14 protein-coding genes and 1 pseudogene are annotated in these 17,665 nt (G+C 69.1%); 6 read left to right on the forward strand and 9 right to left on the reverse strand.

The features are described from left to right. Positions 1 to 10 precede the first annotated feature (10 nt). Positions 11 to 982: a quinone oxidoreductase gene (locus AB0O71_RS07660; protein ID WP_363743916.1), complete on the forward strand. Its 972-nt coding sequence runs from the start codon at positions 11 to 13 to the stop codon at positions 980 to 982. 273 nt (positions 983 to 1,255) lie between these two features. Here AB0O71_RS07660 and AB0O71_RS07665 read toward each other — a convergent pair. Further along, positions 1,256 to 2,380: pseudogene (locus AB0O71_RS07665) on the reverse strand (acyltransferase); the annotation flags it as partial. Positions 2,381 to 2,467: 87 nt separating this feature from the next. Continuing rightward, a complete protein-coding gene (locus AB0O71_RS07670) occupies positions 2,468 to 3,154 on the reverse strand; it encodes a response regulator transcription factor (RefSeq protein WP_363743876.1) in 687 nt (228 codons plus the stop codon). Positions 3,155 to 3,264: 110 nt separating this feature from the next. On the opposite strand from AB0O71_RS07670, the gene AB0O71_RS07675 reads away from it, so the two are divergent. Then, positions 3,265 to 4,242, forward strand: a complete 978-nt coding sequence (locus tag AB0O71_RS07675; protein ID WP_363743878.1) for a hypothetical protein — start codon at positions 3,265 to 3,267, stop codon at positions 4,240 to 4,242. 1 nt (position 4,243) lies between these two features. Then, entirely contained in the window at positions 4,244 to 6,178 is a 1,935-nt protein-coding gene (locus AB0O71_RS07680; protein WP_363743880.1) for a sensor domain-containing protein, read from the forward strand. A gap of 31 nt (positions 6,179 to 6,209) precedes the next feature. Here AB0O71_RS07680 and AB0O71_RS07685 read toward each other — a convergent pair whose 3' ends face one another. The 5 genes from AB0O71_RS07685 to AB0O71_RS07705 all read right to left on the reverse strand — a co-directional run bounded on the left by AB0O71_RS07685 (position 6,210) and on the right by AB0O71_RS07705 (position 11,716). Further along, positions 6,210 to 7,259: a biotin/lipoate A/B protein ligase family protein gene (locus AB0O71_RS07685; RefSeq protein WP_363743918.1), complete on the reverse strand. Its 1,050-nt coding sequence runs from the start codon at positions 7,257 to 7,259 to the stop codon at positions 6,210 to 6,212. A 63-nt stretch (positions 7,260 to 7,322) separates the two neighbouring features. Next, the gene (locus AB0O71_RS07690) at positions 7,323 to 8,189 is read right to left on the reverse strand and encodes an alpha/beta hydrolase (protein WP_363743882.1); all 867 of its coding nucleotides are present in this window, start codon (positions 8,187 to 8,189) and stop codon (positions 7,323 to 7,325) included. A gap of 61 nt (positions 8,190 to 8,250) precedes the next feature. After that, positions 8,251 to 8,739, reverse strand: a complete 489-nt coding sequence (locus tag AB0O71_RS07695; RefSeq protein WP_363743884.1) for an Lrp/AsnC family transcriptional regulator — start codon at positions 8,737 to 8,739, stop codon at positions 8,251 to 8,253. 64 nt (positions 8,740 to 8,803) lie between these two features. Next, on the reverse strand, positions 8,804 to 10,444 hold the full coding sequence (locus AB0O71_RS07700; protein WP_363743886.1) for an amidohydrolase: 1,641 nt from the start codon (positions 10,442 to 10,444) through the stop codon (positions 8,804 to 8,806). A 51-nt stretch (positions 10,445 to 10,495) separates the two neighbouring features. Next, complete coding sequence (locus AB0O71_RS07705) at positions 10,496 to 11,716, reverse strand: MFS transporter (protein ID WP_363743888.1); 1,221 nt, start codon at positions 11,714 to 11,716, stop codon at positions 10,496 to 10,498. A gap of 145 nt (positions 11,717 to 11,861) precedes the next feature. Between AB0O71_RS07705 and AB0O71_RS07710 the strand changes: the two genes are divergently transcribed. Both AB0O71_RS07710 and AB0O71_RS07715 read left to right on the forward strand, forming a co-directional pair. Continuing rightward, a complete protein-coding gene (locus AB0O71_RS07710; RefSeq protein ID WP_363743890.1) occupies positions 11,862 to 12,476 on the forward strand; it encodes a TetR/AcrR family transcriptional regulator C-terminal domain-containing protein in 615 nt (204 codons plus the stop codon). Positions 12,477 to 12,531: 55 nt separating this feature from the next. Next, positions 12,532 to 13,131 carry a GNAT family protein gene (locus AB0O71_RS07715; protein ID WP_363743892.1) on the forward strand — a complete coding sequence of 200 codons (600 nt, stop codon included), beginning with the start codon at positions 12,532 to 12,534 and terminating at the stop codon, positions 13,129 to 13,131. 4 nt (positions 13,132 to 13,135) lie between these two features. Here AB0O71_RS07715 and AB0O71_RS07720 read toward each other — a convergent pair whose 3' ends face one another. After that, positions 13,136 to 13,726: a TetR/AcrR family transcriptional regulator gene (locus tag AB0O71_RS07720; RefSeq protein WP_363743894.1), complete on the reverse strand. Its 591-nt coding sequence runs from the start codon at positions 13,724 to 13,726 to the stop codon at positions 13,136 to 13,138. Between the two features lie 109 nt (positions 13,727 to 13,835). Here AB0O71_RS07720 and AB0O71_RS07725 point away from each other — a divergent pair, with 109 nt between their 5' ends. Next, a complete protein-coding gene (locus AB0O71_RS07725; protein ID WP_363743896.1) occupies positions 13,836 to 16,388 on the forward strand; it encodes an MMPL family transporter in 2,553 nt (850 codons plus the stop codon). Positions 16,389 to 16,527: 139 nt separating this feature from the next. Here AB0O71_RS07725 and AB0O71_RS07730 read toward each other — a convergent pair whose 3' ends face one another. After that, complete coding sequence (locus tag AB0O71_RS07730; protein WP_363743898.1) at positions 16,528 to 17,463, reverse strand: hypothetical protein; 936 nt, start codon at positions 17,461 to 17,463, stop codon at positions 16,528 to 16,530. Positions 17,464 to 17,665 lie beyond the last annotated feature (202 nt).

Raw genomic sequence — 17,665 nt, forward strand, 5'->3', positions numbered from 1 at the left:
GGCTGAAATCATGACGAAGATGCACGCGATCACCGTTGCCGAGGCCGGGGGCCCAGAGCTGCTGCAGTTCACCGAGGTCGAGAGCCCCGCGCCCGGCGCGGGAGAGCTGCTCGTGCAGACCCGCGCTGTCGGCGTGAACTTCATCGAGACCTATCAGCGATCCGGAATCTACTCCGTGGAGTACCCCTTCACTCCGGGAGGAGAAGCCGCCGGCGTGGTGCTCGAGGTCGGGGACGGCGTCGAGGGGTACACAGCCGGTGACGTGATCACCACAGCAGAGGCCTCGCGCACCTACGCCGAGCGCTTCGTCGTTTCGGCCGATCGAGCGGTGCGCGTGCCCGAGGGCATCGCGGCCGACGTCGCCGCCGCCATTCCGCTGCAGGGGATCACCGCGCACTATCTCGCCACCTCGGCCGCGCAGCCCAGGGCAGGGGAGACGGTGGTCGTGCACGCAGGAGCCGGTGGAGTCGGGCTGCTGCTCACCCAGCTGCTGGTCGCGCGCGGGGTGCGGGTGTTCACAACAGTGTCGACTGCCGAGAAGCGCGAGCTGAGTCTCGGTGCGGGTGCCGCAGAGGTCTTTGACTACGACAACTTCTCGGCACGGGCGAGAGAGCTCACCGATGGCGAGGGCGTCGCGGTGGTCTACGACGGAGTCGGGGCGCGTACGTTCGACGATTCGCTGGCGGCGCTGCGCGTGCGCGGCGAACTCGTGCTCTTCGGCGCGGCGAGCGGGCCTGTGCCGCCCTTCGACCTGCAGCGCCTCAACACGGGGGGATCCCTGTCGGTCACCCGACCCTCGATGGGGCACTTCGTGCGCACTGCCGAAGAGCGTGCGTGGCGCTATCGCGAGCTCTTCGCAGCGATGGAGGCCGGCCAGCTCGACTTCCGCATCGGCGCCCGCTTTCCGCTGGTCGAGGCGGCCGAAGCGCATCGGGCGCTCGAGGGTCGGGCCACGACGGGCAAGGTGATCCTCGAGCCCTAGCGGCGCGGGGCACCGGCGCAGTGTGGCGAAGTGAAGGCCGAGTGCGAGCAGCGCGAGAGCGGCTGCGTAGGGCAGGGGTGAGGCGATCCCGGCGAGCAGTGCGCTGGCGGTTCCGCCGATGCCGCACAGCACGCTGAGCGACGCCGACCAGCCCCGCATCCCGCGCATCCTCCGCAAGCCGCGCATGCCGGCACGGCTGCCGAAGCCAGTCGCCGTAGCCGTCGCCTGGAGCCGAGCGAGTATCCGTCGTTCGAGCGGCGCGATGAGAGCGGCCAGCGGGATCACGCAGCACCCGATCACCAGCAGCCACAGCGGGCGCGTCGCCCACCATGCTCCAGAGTGCGGATCGGGCATGGGGAGGCCGGCGCTCCACATGAGGGCGACGAGCGCGAGTATGACGGGCATGTGCCAGAGATATGCCCCCATCGCCGCCGCGTTCGCCCGTGAGATGAGGTGCGTCGAGCGCGGCCCGCGAGTGAGCGAGACGAGCAACGGGCGCAGCAGCTGCAGCAGGAAGAACTGCGCCGTGCCGAGCAGCATGATCGCCGTCGTCGGCGGGTTGAGATTCACGAGCATGTCGGGTGACCATCCGCGCCCGATCAACGCGAGCAGCAGCGCCAGCGACGCGAGAAGGCCGATGACCAGGCCCCGCCGACGCCACACGGCGAACGACAGCCCGTCGCGCATCAGGAATCCGAGTTGCTGCATGAGCGGCCAGACGAGCACGAGGTTGAGATACCCGACCGGCGCGCCGAGGCGCGCATGCGCCACGTCGACGATGAAGACGCCGCAGGCGAGCGCGAACACGGTGATCAGCGGGATCCGGTCGTGCAGCCACGCCATCGCCGGCACCAGCGCGGTGACTCCGAAGTAGGTCGCGAGAAACCACAGCGGCTGGCCGATCCGCAGGCTCGCCTCGTCGATGAGGGCGGCGTCCGCCCTGAGTGCTCGGGCGAGCAGCAGCGCTCCGCCGACCGATCCGATCATGAGGATCGCGGGCACGGCCAGGCGGCGCGTGCGTGCGGTGACGTACTCGGCGGCGCTTGCACCGCGATCGCGCATGCGCCGCCACTGCGACAGTGAGGCGAATCCGCCGGCGATGAAGAAGAGGGGCATGATCTGCAGCACCCACGTCAACGGCACGAACCAGGTTTCTCCCGAGAGTGCGACGCTCGTGCGCAGCGCCCCGGTCGGTGCGATCTGCGCGCCGACCATGAGGGCGTGCAGCACGACGACGATCAGCAGAGCGCCGGCGCGCACCGCATCGACGGTGGGGTCGCGGTGAGAGGCGGATCGCGCAAACGCCGTCAGTGGGGCGGCCCGCAGCGGTGAGGTCGGGGCGTCGAGCGCGAGCAGGTCGGGCTGCGAGTGGGCGAGTGTCACGGTGGCTCCTTGCATCGGGTACAAGGAGAGACGGTAGAAGCGGGGTGGCCCGCTCCGCGTCACTCGCCCGGGTGAACCGGCCGAACTGCGGAGTGAGGCGGATCAGCGCCCGACGCCGACGAGCCCCGATTCGCACGCGGCGATGACGACCTGCGTGCGATCCCGCAATCCGAGCTTTCCGAGCACCCGAGACACGTGCGTCTTCACGGTCTGCTCGGAGAGGAACAGGTGCTCCGCGATCTCGCTGTTCGACTTGCCCACCGCGACGAGCTTCATGACTCCGAGCTCGCGCTCCGTCAACGGCGAGAGCAGCGCTGATGTGTCGCGGGGCGCCGGGCGCGCGACGTAGTCGGCGATCAGCTTGCTCGTGATGGAGGGCGCGAGCAGCGCGTTGCCCGCGGCGACGACGCGGACGGCCGCGATGAGGTCTTCCGCGGTCGCGTCTTTCAGTAGAAACCCGCTCGCGCCGGCCTGCAGCGCCGAGAAGACGTATTCATCGGCGTCGAAGGTGGTCAGCATGATGACGCGCGGGTGATCGAGCCCGGGCATCGAGAGCACCGCCCGGGTCGCGTCGAGACCGTTCATCTGGGGCATGCGAATATCCATGAGGATCACGTCGGGCCGCGATCGCCGCACCAGTTCCACGGCCTCGCTGCCGTCCGACCCGCTGCCGACGACGGTGAGGTCGGGCTGCGCGTCGAGCAGCGCGCCGAACCCCTGGCGCACCATCGCCTGATCGTCGATGATCGCCACCCGCACGGGGGCATTGTCTCGGTCTGACGGCACCATGAACTCGATGGTATCGAGAAGATCGAGTGGAAGGATCACCCGGAGGTACCACTTGAGTCGACCCCTGAGGGTGACGCGCAGATGCGCGAGCGGCTCGTACGGTGAACCGCATGGTCCTCCTCCCTGTGCTTCTCGCCGCGGTCGGCGCCGTCGGCCTGGCCGTCGGCACGCACCTGCAGCATCGCGCGGTGCGGCTCGGCGCGATGCATCGCGACCCGGCGTCGCCGCCCAGCCCGAACGCGCGGATCCCCGACGGGCTCCTCCAGATGTGGCGATCCCCGCTCTGGCTGCTCGGCGGCGCCGTCATCGTGGGCGCGACCGCACTCAACGTCGTCGCGCTGGGTCTCGCCCCGATCTCCGTCGTGCAACCCGTCGGCGCACTCGCCCTCGTCGTCGCGGCCGTCATCAGCGCAAGTTCGTCGGGGCTGCGGATCACTCGCGGACTGGCATCCGGCATCGCACTCACCGTGCTCGCGGTCATGGCCTTCGTGCTCGTCAGCGCCGGGTTCACCCGGGAAGCGCACCCCGCTGATGCTCAGGTGCTGCAGCTCTCGGTGGCGCTGGGCGCCGGCATCGTGGCCGGGGGGCTCGTCGCGGTGAGCCGAGCGGGTCACCTCTCCCGCGTGGTGACCGCCGGCATGATGTACGGCGCCGTCGCAGCCGCAATGCACGTGGTGGCGGTCGAAGGCGTCGTGATCCTGCAGGGGAACGGAGCGGGGGCGCTCGGCGATCACGGCGCACGCGCCATCGCCCCGGGTGCGATGTGGGTGCTCATCGCACTTCTCGGAGCCGCCGCGCTCGTCGGTCTCTGGCTGGTGCAGACCGCCTACGCGAGCGGTCCGCCCGAGACGGTGCTCGCGGGGCTGACGGTGCTCGATCCGCTCGTCGCCGTGGGGGTCGGCGTCCTGCTGCTCGGCGAATACGCACCGCTGCCACCGATCGCTCTGCTCGGGCTGATGACGAGCGGCGGGGCCGCGGCGGCGGGCATTCTGCTCATCGCGCACCATCACCCGGGCTTCGCGTCCGCCTCAGCAGCACCCGTACACCGCGATGCTGTTGGCGTCGCACCTCAGAATAGGAGAAGCTGACATGGTGAACGACTCATTGGGCAGCAGTCGACGCTTTGCCCGCATGCTGTCAGGCATGGGTCGCGATTACGCCCTCATCGTGCCGGGCTTCGTGCTCTCCCTCGTGACGTTCGTCGTGCTCGTGCCGCTCGCGCTGCTCTCGATCGGCACGCTCATCGTGTGGATCGGGGCTGTGCTGCTGCCACTCACACTCCGCATCGCTTCGGGCGCGGCGCAGCTTTCGCGGGCGCGGGTGCGCAGCTGGGGCGGCGATCTACCAGCGGCGCAGTACGCGGCGCCGTCGCCCGGCCTGCGCGGCCAATTGCGCGTGCTCGCCGAACCGCGCCGCTGGGCGGATCTCACGTTCGAGACGCTCATCGCGTTTCCGCTGCGCACCGCGAGCGCCGTGCTGGCGATCGCATGGACGGCGGCAGCGCTCGGCGGGCTCACGTACGTGGTCTGGGGCGTCTTCCTGCCGCCTCACGAACAGACCTTCCCCGGGATCGCCATCGAATCCGCGACCGGGGCCGAGCCCGGCACCTACTCCCACTCGCACGTGGTGAACGCCGGATTCAACATCGTCGTCGGCGTCGTCTTCCTCCTGCTGCTGCCTGCGGTGCTGCGCGGCCTCGCCCGTCTGGACGTGCTCGTGGCCACTGCGGCGCTGGGGCAAGCGGTGCCGGTGGGGCCGCGGCCACCAGTCGAGCTCGCGGCGGCGAGTGCCCCGAACCGAGCACCTGCGTCTGCTCCGGCGAGCGCCGCATCGTCGTGGTCTCCCGAGAGTTGGTCGTGGATCGCGGCTGCGTTCGTCGCGATCGTCGCCGTCGCGGTGGGCTGGCCGGTGCTCGCGTCGCTCTACGGCATCCACGTCGCCATCGCGATGCTCATCGCGGTGGGGCAGGCGCTCGCCGTCGTGCTCGTCGTTCGCTGGCCGGCGGCGGGCATCGCGCTGCAGGCGATCGCGGCGGTATCCACCGTGCTGGCGAGCTCGGCCACCGGTCTCTCGTGGCCGTGGCCGTGGCCGGTCATGGCGCTCCTCGTGCAAGCCGCGCTCGTGTTGCTCGTCGCGCTGCGCCGGCACTGGGTGTGGGCGGCGACCGCGTGGGTCGCACCGCAACTGGCGTGTGCGCTCGCCGCACTGCCGGGCGGCATCGATGGCGCCGGGTGGGCCAACCTCATCGTCTCGGCCTCGGTCTCGGGCGTGATGCTCGTCGCAGGCGTGCTCGGGCGGCAGTGGCTCGCGAACCGCGGCGCCCTCCGCGAGGAGCGCCGCATGAGCGCCGGGCTGAGCGCTCAGCGTCGGGAGCTCGAAGAGCGCAACCGCATCGCGCGTGAGCTGCACGACGTAGTCGCCCACAGCATGTCGGTCATCAGCGTCCAGGCGACGACCGCGAAGTACCGGTTCCCGGAGCTCGGTGACGACGCGGAACGGGAATTCGCGTCGATCGCCGGGTCGTCGCGGCAGGCGCTCGCCGAGATGCGCGGGTTGCTCACGCTGTTGCGATCCAACGATGAGGATCGCGAGGCGCCGCTCGCCCCGCAGCCGTCGATCGCGGATATCCCGTCGCTCATCGAGTCGACCCGCCGCTCCGGAGTGCCGATCGCACTCGTTGTCGAGGGGGTCGAGGGGCTCGAGGGGTCGGGCAGCGCTTCGTCGTCGCTCGCGCCGGCGCTCGGGCTGACCGCGTTTCGGATGGTGCAGGAGACGCTGAGCAATGCGATGCGTCATGCGCCCGGGTCGGAGATCGCCGTCTCGGTGCGATCCGATGCCGATGTGCTCGAGGTCGAGGTGGTCAACGGCCCGGCGGACACGACGAGTGCGCAGCACCTCGCGCCCGGCTCCGGTCTCGGCCTTGCCGGGGTGCGCGAACGCATCGAAGCCCTCGGCGGAACCGTCACATCAGGTGCCACCGCTGCGGGCGGGTTCGCCGTGCGCGCTCGCCTCCCACTGGGGTGACGGTGGCGCACTGCCCGGCGCAGGCTGCGCCCTACGGCACCCGGCGGATCCACTCCTCCGTCAAGAACTTCTTCTCGACCAGACGCTCGGCGGCGTCCCACTCGCCCTCGGTGACCTCACCGTCAGTGCCGCCATGCCGACGCTTGAAGACCTCGATCATGCGCTCGATGATCTCTTCGCGCGGCAGGCCAGTCTGGCTTCGCAACGGGTCGACGCGTTTCTCAGCGCTCGCGGTGCCCTTGTCGGAGAGCTTCTCGCGCCCGATGCGCAGCACCTGCGTCATGGCTCCCGCATCCATGTCGTAGGCCATGGTCACGTGGTGCAGCACCGCCCCCGAACCGAGGCGCTTCTGAGCCGCGCCCCCGATCTTGCCGTGCGGGCTCGTGATGTCGTTGAGCGGCTTGTACACCGCGTCGATGCCGAGCGACTTCAGCGCCTCGAGTACCCATTCGTCGAGGTACGCGTACGAGTCGGCAAAGCTCATGCCCCGCACGAGCTCGCCCGGTACGTAGAGCGCGTAGGTGATGCAGGCCTCCGGCTCCATGTACATGGCGCCGCCGCCTGAGATGCGGCGCACGATCTGGGCGTGCCTCGCTGCGGCCTGCTCCTCGTCGACCTCGTTCTTCACCGACTGGAAGCTGCCGATGAACACGGCTGGCGCGTTCCACTCCCAGATGCGCATCGTCGGCCCCCGGAGCCCCTCGCCGACGGCTGCGGTGAGCACCTCGTCGAGGGCGGCGTTCAGCACGGGGGCGATGGGCGGTTCGTGCACGATCTGCCAGTCGTAATCGCGCCAGTGCGCGGCGCCGGTGACGGCGCGGCGGATCGCGACGCCGACCGAGTCGGGCGTGAACCCGAGCAGGTGCACCTCGCTCGGGAGGGCCTGGTGAATCGCGGTCGAGAACTCTTCGATCGTTCCGTTCGGGTGGTGCCCCTCGATCGCCTCGTTGATGCAGCCGAGTGCATCATCGGGCTCCAGAAAGAAGTCGCCGGAGAGGCGGAAGTCGGTGATGCGATCGTCGACGACCTCGAAATCGACGACGACTAGCTTGCCGCCAGGAACCTTGTACTCGCCGTGCATGCTCATGACTTCAGAGTACGCCCGTGGGCGACGTTGCGACACTGCCTGCTGCGACGCGTGAGGTCAGTCGCTCGCGACGCGCTCCTGAATCCACGTCGCGACGTCGGCGAACACCTCGTCGCGGTTCGTCTCGTTCAAGATTTCGTGCCGGGCGTCGGCGTAGATCTTGACGGTCACGTCGCGCACGCCCTTCGCGCGATACGCCTCGGCGAGCAGACGCAGACCGTCGCCGCGCGTCAGGGGATCGTGCGATCCGGAGACGATGAGGATCGGCACGTCAGGCGCGAGGCCCGATGCGGGCTTGCCGAATAACCGCAACCCATCGGCGACGCCGAAGAGCCGTAGGATGTCGGCCTCGAAGCACAGGGGATCGTTCGCGAACGCCTCGGAGACCGCGGTGTCGCGGCTGAGCCACTCGAACCCGTTTGCTTCGGGTGAGGCCCACTTCGCGTTGAGATTGCCGCTCTCCATGTGGCGGAAGGTGCGGAAGGCGGATCCCGAGAGCACCACGGCGTCCCAGGTGCGCGGGTGCTCGTTCATGATGCGCTGGGCCATGAGCGAGCCCCACGAGTGCGCGAAGGCGACGAGCGGCAAGCCGGGGTGCCGCTCGCGCGCGATCTCAGCCAGCTGCCGCACCGCCGCTTCGGCGGCGAGCAGCCCGCCGGGCCCGAGCCGGCCGAGGCGGGAGAGGTCGCCCTCGTGCTGGCGGCGCCCCGTCTCGCCGTGACCGCGGTGGTCGTCGGCGACGACGGTGAACCCGATGTCGGCGAGGTGGCGCGCGAACGCGTCGTAGCGCAGCGCATGCTCGCCGATGCCGTGGGAGATCTGCACGATGCCGACCGCATCGGACGCACGCCACTCGTAGCAGCGGATCTCGACACCGTGTGCGTCGACGAAGTCGAACTCGACGCGCTCTCCCGTGATGCTCATCTGCCCATTCTGCTGTCTCGGCGGTGCCCGCGCCAGGGAGCGCGCTGAACGCGCGTCGGGGTCACGCGCCGTCGCCGACACCCCAGCCGTACGCGAGCTTGTGCGCCTTCAACACGAAGAAGGACTCGGTCGAGACGACGCCGGGCACCTGCTGCAGGGTGCTGAACATGAGGTTGGTGTAGTGCTCGATGTCGCGGCACACCACCTCGACCATCACGTCGAACCCACCGCTGGTGAGCACGACGTAGCTGGTCTCGGGCAGTGCTGCGAGCGCCTCGCACACCCCGGGCGCGGTGCCAGCCTCGCACTTGATGCCGATGAGTGCGAGGCGGTCGAACCCGATGTTCAGCGGATTGGCGATCCCGACGATCTGGAAGAGCCCGCTGTCCTGCAGGCGCTGCACCCGATACCGTACCGACGACGCCGAAACGCCGAGATCCTGGGCGAGGCTGCTGAAGGGCGTGCGGCCGTCAACCTGGAGCGCGGCGATGAGTTTGCGATCCAGCTCGTCGAGATCGAGATGGGCTGCGGCGTGTTCGCGCTCCGTCATTGGGGCCTCCTCGGCTGATCGACGACGAGTCCAGTCTATTGACGCGAGGATCAGAGGTGCGGGATCAGCCGGCCGTCGCCACCTCGCCGTCGACGACCGTGAGCACCGCCGATGCTCCGAGGAGCAGCTCGGGGGCTTCGACGAGCGGGTTCGCCGCCCACACCACGAAGTTGGCGCGGTACCCCGGGGCGATGGTGCCCAGCTCATCGTCGCGACCGGTGGCGTACGCGGCGCCGACGGTGAACGCCTCGAGTGCCTGCGGCGGGGTGAAGACGCGCTCCGGCTGGTAGGGCGCGCGGTCGCGCTCGAGCACTGACTGCGCCGTGAGCGCGATGAAGAGGTTGTCGGCTGCCTCGTGCGGCGCCGTCGGGGCGTCGGTGCCGAGGGCGAGGCGCACGCCGGCCTCGCGGAACTTATGCCACGGGAAGCCGGTCACTGCCCGCTCGTCGCCGAGCACGGCCTGCCAGTTGTCGAGCACCGCCGGGTCGCAGTGCACCGGCTGCATCGATGCGGTAACGCCGAGCTCGGCCATGCGCGCGATGGTGTCGTCGGCGACGTACTCGAGGTGCTCGACGCGGGCCCGGCGATCGGCGCGGGGGCCGTTCACCCGTTCCGCTTCGGCGACCATGTCGAGCGCGATGGTGCTCGCCTCGTCGCCGATGGCGTGCAGGGCGAACTGCAGCCCGGCCGCGTCTGCCGCGACGGCGACGGGCAGGGCGAACTCGCGCTCCCAAATCGGGCCGGGGAGCGCGCCGTTCGCGTACGGTGCCCGCATCGCGGCGGTGCAGGCGTCGATGACGCCGTCGAGAATGAACTTGACGCCGACGATGCGCAGCCACTGGTCGCCGTACTTCTCGGCGACCTCATCGCGAATGCGCGCGACCTCTGCGATCTCGGCGAGGTCGGTGTCGAGGTCGCCCGATGCGGTGAGCAGCCAGTGCGCGTTCACGGGGAAGGGCAGCCATCCATCGCGGTCGAGCATGCGGCTGTAGGTCGCGAGTTCGGCCTGCCCGAACGACATCTCCGTCGACCCGGTGACGCCGGTCTCGAGATATGCGGAGAACGCGTTGCCGAGAAAGCGGTCGCGATCCTCATCAGTCGCCATCGACTCCAGGTAGCTCCAGGCGTACTTCACCGCCGCTGTCTCGAGCAGGAAGCCTGTGGCGTTGCCCTCGGAGTCGCGCACGATCTCGCCGCCGACCGGGTCGGGGGTCTCGCGGGTGATGCCCATGGCGTCAAGGGCTGCGGTGTTCACCCAGACGGAGTGCAGATCGTTGGCGTCGAGTACGACCGGAACATCGGCGACGACCGCATCGAGCATCGCGGCGGTGGGGCGCTCGCCCTCGCCGAAGATGTCGAAGCGCCAGCTGACGCCCGTGAGCTTCACGGCATCGGGGTTCGCCTCGCGGGCGGCGGCGAGGCGGCGCTGCACCTCGGCGACCGAGTCGGCGTCGCGCAGCTGCACCTTGCCCAGTGCTTCGCCGAGCATGAGCATGTGCGCGTGGCCCTCGGTGATCCCGGGCGTGACGAACGCGCCGGCGAGGTCGATCTCCCGGGCATCAGGCCCCGCGGCTGCGCGCACCGACTCCAGGTCGCCGACGGCGATGAAGTGTTCTCCCGCGACGGCGAAGTTCTCCAGCGGAGCGGTGTCTGCTGGTCCGGTGAAGACGACGGCGTTGCGGTAGACGGTGGTGGGGACCGACATGAGGGCTCGCTTTCGGTGCGGGTGCGGGTGCGGGGTGCGGGCTTCGGGCCGTTAGGCGCTCACGGGTTCGGCGTCGCGCGCAGCAGACCGGGCGAGCGCGCGCTCGGCGCCGGTCGACACGCGGGCGACGAACACCATGGGAACGATCACCACGAAGCTGACGATACCGGTAATGAGCGTGAACGGTGCGATCCCGATGCCTTCGATCAGCACGCCGCCGATGAGCGGCGCGAAGCTGGATCCGACGAGATAGGCGCCGAGCAGCGGGCCCGACCAGCGGCCGCGCGCGTCGAGACCGGCCGCCGTGGCGATGAACAGCGCGAACGCGAAGGCGTAGATCGAGCTCACGGCGATGATGAGCACGGCGAACGTGACGGGATCAGCGGTCACGCCGGTCCAGATCTTGAGCGCGCCGCCGATCACGAGCGCGATGGCCAGCGGCCAGGCCCGCCCGAAGCGGTTGCCGATCACCGCGGCGATGAGCATGCCGAGTATGCCGCCGGCGGCCGAGAGGCTGAGCGTGAAACCGAGCGACTGCTCGTCGATGCCGAGCGCATCGCCGAGCACGGGAGCCATGGTCCAGATCGCGTCTTCGCTCGTGCCCCAGATCGGGAAGAGGAACAGGATCGCAATGCCGGCGATAGTGATGCGCCGGGGTTCGGCGATCTGCAGGCTCTGGGTCACGTCGACCGGGGCCGCGTGCTCGGGCGCGTTCGGCAACCAGACGGCGAGCGCGAGCCCGACGAGCGAGATCAGCGCGAGCGTGCCGAACACGCTGCCCTGGGTGATCCCGATCAAGGGAATCACCGCGAGAATCACCGTGATCAGCGCGCGGTTGACGAGTCCGCTCGTCGCGGAGATGCGGTTGGGGTTGCGCAGAGCGGCGATCGCGGCGCCTGAGGTGGAGATGGCCGCGCCAACGCCTGCACCGCCGACGATGAGCCCGGTCACGATGACGGGCGTGGCGGGCACGAGCGCGGCGGCGCCGAAGGCGACGACGGCGATGATCAGCCCGGCGATCGCGAGGGGGCGGCGGAGCCGACCGGAGGCGATGCGGCCGGTGCCGAGACCGACGACGGCGGAGGCGAGCAGTGCCCAGGTGAGAATGTTTCCCGATGCGACGGCGTCGAAGCCGAGCGAGTCGAGCGCGGTGATGATGAACGGCGCGAGGTTCGCCATCATGAGGCTCGCGAGCGCGATGAGGAAGGTCGCGCTGCCGTTGCGCAGGGTCAGTGGGAGTCTAGGATCGGCGTCGATCTGCGTGCGAGACACGTGAACTCGTTTCTCCGGCTGCATCGCCGGTTCCGTACATAACCGAATCAGTTTCGGTTTAACCGCCTACATGGTCTCCCGATGTGGGAGGATCTGTCAATACGGCCCGCTGGGCGGGGCATTCAGGAGGGGCAGGAGGGGCACTGTGGCGCGACCGAAGACCGCACGGCTCAGCCGCGAGATCATCGGGCGTGCGGCCATCGAACTCGCCGAGTCGGGGCGCGAACTCCAGCTGGTGCCGCTCGCGAAGAAGCTCGGCGTCAGCGTGTCGTCGCTCTACCACCACGTCGACGGACGCGATGGCGTGATCCGAGCGATGCGCGAGGTGCTCGTGCCCCGATACCTCGCAGACGTGCCGCATGGGTCGGGGTGGGAGCAGCGCATCCGCCTCGAGGTCGAGCGCACGTGGCGCATGTACGCCGACCACCCCCGGGTGCTCCAGTACATGGTCACCTCCGTCATCGACGAGCCGGACGTGATGCGCTTCTACAACGCGCTCGCCGACGCGCTCGCAGAAGCGGGGCTTCCGGCGAGCGAACTGCTCACCACGATCGAGGTGATCGACGCATTCACCTTCGGCGCAGCACTCGACACTCTCTCGCCTGACACCATCCTCGATGCGTCGAGCGCCGGTGATGTGCTCAGCGGGCTGCTCGCGGATCACCCATCCGGTGCCGAGCGCAACCGACGACTGTTCGACCGGGGCCTCGATCTCTTGCTCGCTGGTATATCGGCGCGCGTGGCGTCGCCGACACGGTAGGCCCCCGCGCCCGTCCCGCTCGCCCAAGGGAGGGCGTTGCGAGGAGAATGAGGGCATGGCTCTCGATCACCCGGGCACGCTCAGCGGCTCCCTCGTCACGCTCGACCCCCTCTCGCTCGACCACCTGGAGGGGCTCGCCGCGGCGAGCTCCGACGGGGAGTTGTGGAAGCTCTGGTACACGGCGATTCCGGCTCCCGACGAGATGGAGACCGAGATCCGCCGTCGCTTGAGGCTGCAGGAGGAGGGTTCGATGCTCCCGTTCACCGCACGCCGCACTGACACGGGCGCGATCATCGGCATGACGACCTTCATGAACATCGATGCGCTCACGCCGCGCGTCGAGATCGGGTCGACGTGGAACGCCGCCAGTGCGCAGGGAACCGGCACCAATCCCGAATCGAAGCTGCTGATGCTGCGGCACGCATTCGAGGTGTGGGGGTGCAGCGCCGTCGAGTTCCGCACCGACCATAACAATCACCAGTCGCGCGCAGCGATCGCCCGGCTTGGGGCGAAGCAGGACGGCATTCTGCGCGCGCACCTCCGGCTGGCCGCGGGGTACCAGCGCGACACGGTCGTGTTCTCGATCACCGAGCCCGAGTGGGCCGGCGTGCGGCTCGGGCTCGAGCATCGTCTCGCGAAGCGCCTGGCGGCGTAGCGGTTCAGGGGCGCGGCGGGCCCACGGCGACGGTGACGAGAGCCGCGATCGCGTCGTCGTCGAGCGGGGTGCGGCTCAGCGCGCGGAGCAGGAGGGCCCCGACGAGTGCCTCGGAGATGTCGTCGACCGGAGCGCCCGGCGGCAGATGCGGTTCGCTTCCGAGCGCGGCTGTGAGGCGCGTCGAGAGCGCGCCGGATCCCGATCCCGCGATCACGTCGCGGAGACGCTGACCGACATCGGCGTTGTCGGTCGCCGCTGCGATCAACGAGCGCGCCAGGCTCTCGCCCTGCGGGCTGAGCAGCACTTCGCCGACAGCGCGCAGCCACGCGGTCAGATCCCGGCGCACATCGCCCGTGTCGGGCACCTCGAGCCGTTCTGCGAGGATCATGCCCTCGAGCAGGGCCTCGGCGATGATCGCGCTCTTCGACTTCCACCACCGGTAGATCGTCTGCTTGCCGACGCCCGCACGCGAAGCAATGCCTTCGATCGCGAGGTGGTCGTAGCCGCGTTCCGCGAGCATCTCGACGGCTGCCTGCAGGATCGCCTGGCGTGCGGCCTCGCTGCGCACCGGGCCGCTGCGGGATGACGCTGCCACGAGCACTCCATTCAGTAAAGACGAGACGGTCCGTGTTATCTTAGCCCCTGCTGGTCGACGACGATGGCGGCCCTTCAGCTGCGGTCGCCGCACGATGTGGGGAGATTGCATGGCCGAGTTGCTGCACCGTCTGGGAACGTTCGCCGCAAGGCGCGCCTGGACGGTGATTCTTGCGTGGGTCGTCATTCTCGGCATCGCGGTCGGCGGGTTCCTCGTCGGGTTCAAAGGCCTGAGCTCCAGCTTCGATGTGCCGGGCACCGCCTCGGGCGAAGTGCTCGAGGAGCTCGAGCAGTCGCTCCCCGACTTCAGCGGAGCCTCGGGAACGGTGGTCTTCCACTCGGAGGACGGGGCGCCGTTGACCGACGCCCAGCGATCCGACATCACCGATCTGGCCGAACGCGCGAAAGACCTGCCCGACGTGGCCGACGTGATCGACCCGTTCGAGGCGCAGCAGCAGCTCGCGGACCAGCAACAGCAGATCGTCGACGGCCGCCAGCAGATCGACGACGGGCGTGCGCAGGCCGAGGCCGGCCAGCAGCAGCTCGAAGCCGCCAGGGCGCAGATCGCCGAGGGGCAGGCGCAGCTCGATGCGGCCGGCGCGCAGCTCGCCGCGATCGAGATGCCCGAGGAGATGCGGGCGCCCCAGCTCGCCGCCCTCGAAGCCCAGCAGCAGCAGCTCGACGCGGGCAACGCCGAGCTCGACGCGCAGCAGGAGCAGCTCGATGCCGGCATCGCCGAGCTCGACGAGAACCAGGAGCAGCTCGAGAAGGGCGCCGAACTCGCCTCGTACGCCGAGAACATCGGCGTGGTCTCAGACGATGGTGCGACCGCGCTCGTGAACGTCTCCTTCTCCGAGCCGCGGCTCGATCTCTCGCAGGAGACGAAGGACGCCGTCGTCGAGCACTTCGAGGGGACCGCGATCGACGGCGTGGAGGTGGCGATCTCCACCGACATCTCACAGGGCGTGCCCGAGATCCTCGGCGTGGGCGAGGCGGTCGGCGTCGTCATCGCGGCCATCGTGCTGATCGTGGTGCTCGGTTCGATCCTTGCCGCCGCGTTCCCCATCGTCACGGCGCTCGTCGGCGTCGGCATCGGAGCGATGGCCACGCTGGCGTTCTCCGGGGTGACGCAGATGGCCTCCGTCACCCCGATTCTCGGGGTGATGCTCGGCCTCGCGGTCGGCATCGACTACTCGCTCTTCATCCTCTACCGGCACCGCAAGCAGATGCTGCAGGGCGCAGGCGTCGTCGAGTCCATCGGTCTCGCCAACGGCACCGCGGGCAACGCGGTTGTGTTCGCGGGCACGACGGTCGTCGTCGCACTGCTCGCACTCAACATCACCGGCATTCCCTTCCTCGGTCTCATGGGCACCGCCGGAGCCGTCAGCGTCGCCGTCGCGGTGCTCATCGCGATCTCCCTCACCCCGGCGCTGCTCGGTCTCGCCGGCACGCGACTGCTGAGCAAGAAGGCACGCGCGCGAGCATCGCTCGCAGCCACCGGCGAAGCCGGCGCTGAGCTCGGCGCCGCAGCGGGCACCGCCCCCGACGCGAATCGCGGCTTGAAGCCCATGACCAACGTGCGAGCCATCCTCACAGCGATCATCGCGACGGTGGTGCTCCTGGTCATCGCGATTCCCTCGATGTCAATGCGTCTGGGGCTGCCAGACGGCGGTTCGGAGGCCGAGGGGTCCACGGCATACCAGGCGTACGTGCTGACGAACGAGGCGTTCGGCGAAGGCGCGAACGGCCCGCTGCTCATCACCGCCGACCTGCCGGAAGGGCTCGACGACGACGGGGTCCTGGACGCGCAGCTCGCAGTTGCGAGCGAGCTCGCCTCCATGGACGACATCGACGCCGTGGCTCCGGTCGCCGTCTCGGACGACAATCGGCTCACCGCGTTCCAGGTGGTGCCCGTCGAGGGCCCCAACAGCCTGTCGACCGAAACGCTCGTGCGCGACCTGCGCGAGCTGCCGCCGATCGACGGCGACATCGCGCTCGGCGTTGCCGGTCAGGCCGCGATCAACATCGACATCTCCGAGGGGCTCCAAGACGTGCTTCCGCTCTACCTCGTCGTGGTCGTGGGGCTCTCGTTCCTCATCATGGTGATGGTGTTCCGGTCGCTCGTGGTGCCGCTCATCGCGACCGGAGGCTTCGTGCTGTCGCTGTTCGCCACCTACGGCGCCGTCACCGCGGTGTTCCAGTGGGGTTGGCTCGGCGAGTGGCTCGGCGTGCACAACCCCGGCCCGATCCTGAGCTTCCTGCCCGTGCTGCTCGTCGGTATCCTCTTCGGGCTCGCGATGGACTATCAGCTCTTCCTGGCCACCGGCATGCGCGAGGCCTACGCCCACGGTGCGCCGGCGAAGCTTGCCGTGGCGCAGGGGTTCCGGGCCGGGCGCACGGTCGTCATCGCGGCGGCGATCATCATGGTGGCCGTGTTCGGCGGCTTCATCGCGTCGGATTCGGTGATGATCAAGTCGATGGGCTTCGGCCTGGCGCTCGGCGTGCTGCTCGACGCGATCGTCGTGCGGATGCTGCTCGTGCCCGCGCTGATGCACCTCGTGGGGCGCGGGGCGTGGTGGCTGCCGAAGTGGCTCGACCGCATCATCCCGAACGTCGACGTCGAGGGCTCGGCGCTGGAGCGCCGCCACCCCGTCCACCACTAGCGGCGCAGCGCTGCCGCTGCCGCTGCCGCTGCCTCTGCCGCTGCCGCTGCAATCTGCGAGCGGGGTCACTCTTCGTGCGTGTTGGACCAGCGACACGCACGAAGAGTGACCCCGCTCCGCTTATGGGGGAGTGGCGCAGTCAGTTCAGTTGGGCGCGAGCACGCCCGACCGCCTCTGCGAGCGCCGCGATGAGCGTCGATGCGTCAGTGACATCGTCGTCCATCGCGACGATGACCGTCCAACCGGCGTTCACCATTTGTTTGCGTCGTATCGCATCGCGACGCAGCTGGAGATCGCTCGAGAAGTGATAGCCGCCTTCGTATTCGATAGCGATGCGGAGGTCTGGGTACCCGAGGTCGGCGTGTAATACCCGATGCAGCGTGGCGACTGGACAGTTCACGACGGGCTCATCGAAGCCCGCGTCCGCGAGGATCAATCTGATGAAACTCTCCGGAGGGGAATCGACGGGGGTGCGCAGCAGTCCGATTGCACGGTGACGTGCTGGCGCTCCGAGTGTGTTGCGATGACGGGAACGAGCGATCGTGAGCTCGCTCGGGGTGCAGAGCGACGGTGTCCGCGCACCGCCGCTGTCGGGAAGCCGCTCACCAGACAGCAGGTAGTCTCCGGCAGCTACGAGTTCAGGGAGCGATACGACGGCCGCGATTTGGCACCATACGTCGGCAGGCGAGGGAAGGGTGAGCTCATCTTGCACAGCCCAGAGCAGACCGCCTGATTTCACACGATGGCCGTGAATGAGCCGGTGGCGAGGGGCGCGGTGCGGCGAAAAGGACCCGACGTCGACTCGTCCTTTCGGCGGCTGAGGGCACGGAATGCCGTAGACCGCGGCCGCAGACCTCCGAGACAGAAAATGCTCAGGCCTGAGCGTTTGTCCGACCGCTATGCAGCGGTCTCGGTAGCTGAACTGGTCGAGTTCGTAGTCGGGGTGCACCACGAGGCCGTACCCGATACGGCGCACATCGTTCGCTCGAAGTCGGTTCGATGACGTACCTGTGGCAATGATCTCGGATGCGCGGTACACGCCTGGGGCAATGGGGATGTTCTTGCGTTGTGACACCTCTCCAGACTTGTCGTCTGCGTGGCGGTGCCACGCGCCTGACCGAAGTTGTGGACAGGTTGCGCCTCATGCGGCTCGTTGTTTCGGTGTGAGCGACGATTGTTGCGATGCGATGGACCGCCCACCCACACATCTGCGAGCGGGGTCACTCTTCGTGGGGGTGGGGGGGGGGGCACGCCCCAAGGGTGTGCCCCCCCGCACG

Origin of the sequence: Leucobacter sp. NPDC077196, from assembly GCF_040687075.1 — a bacterium.
Taxonomy (GTDB): Bacteria; Actinomycetota; Actinomycetes; order Actinomycetales; family Microbacteriaceae; genus Leucobacter.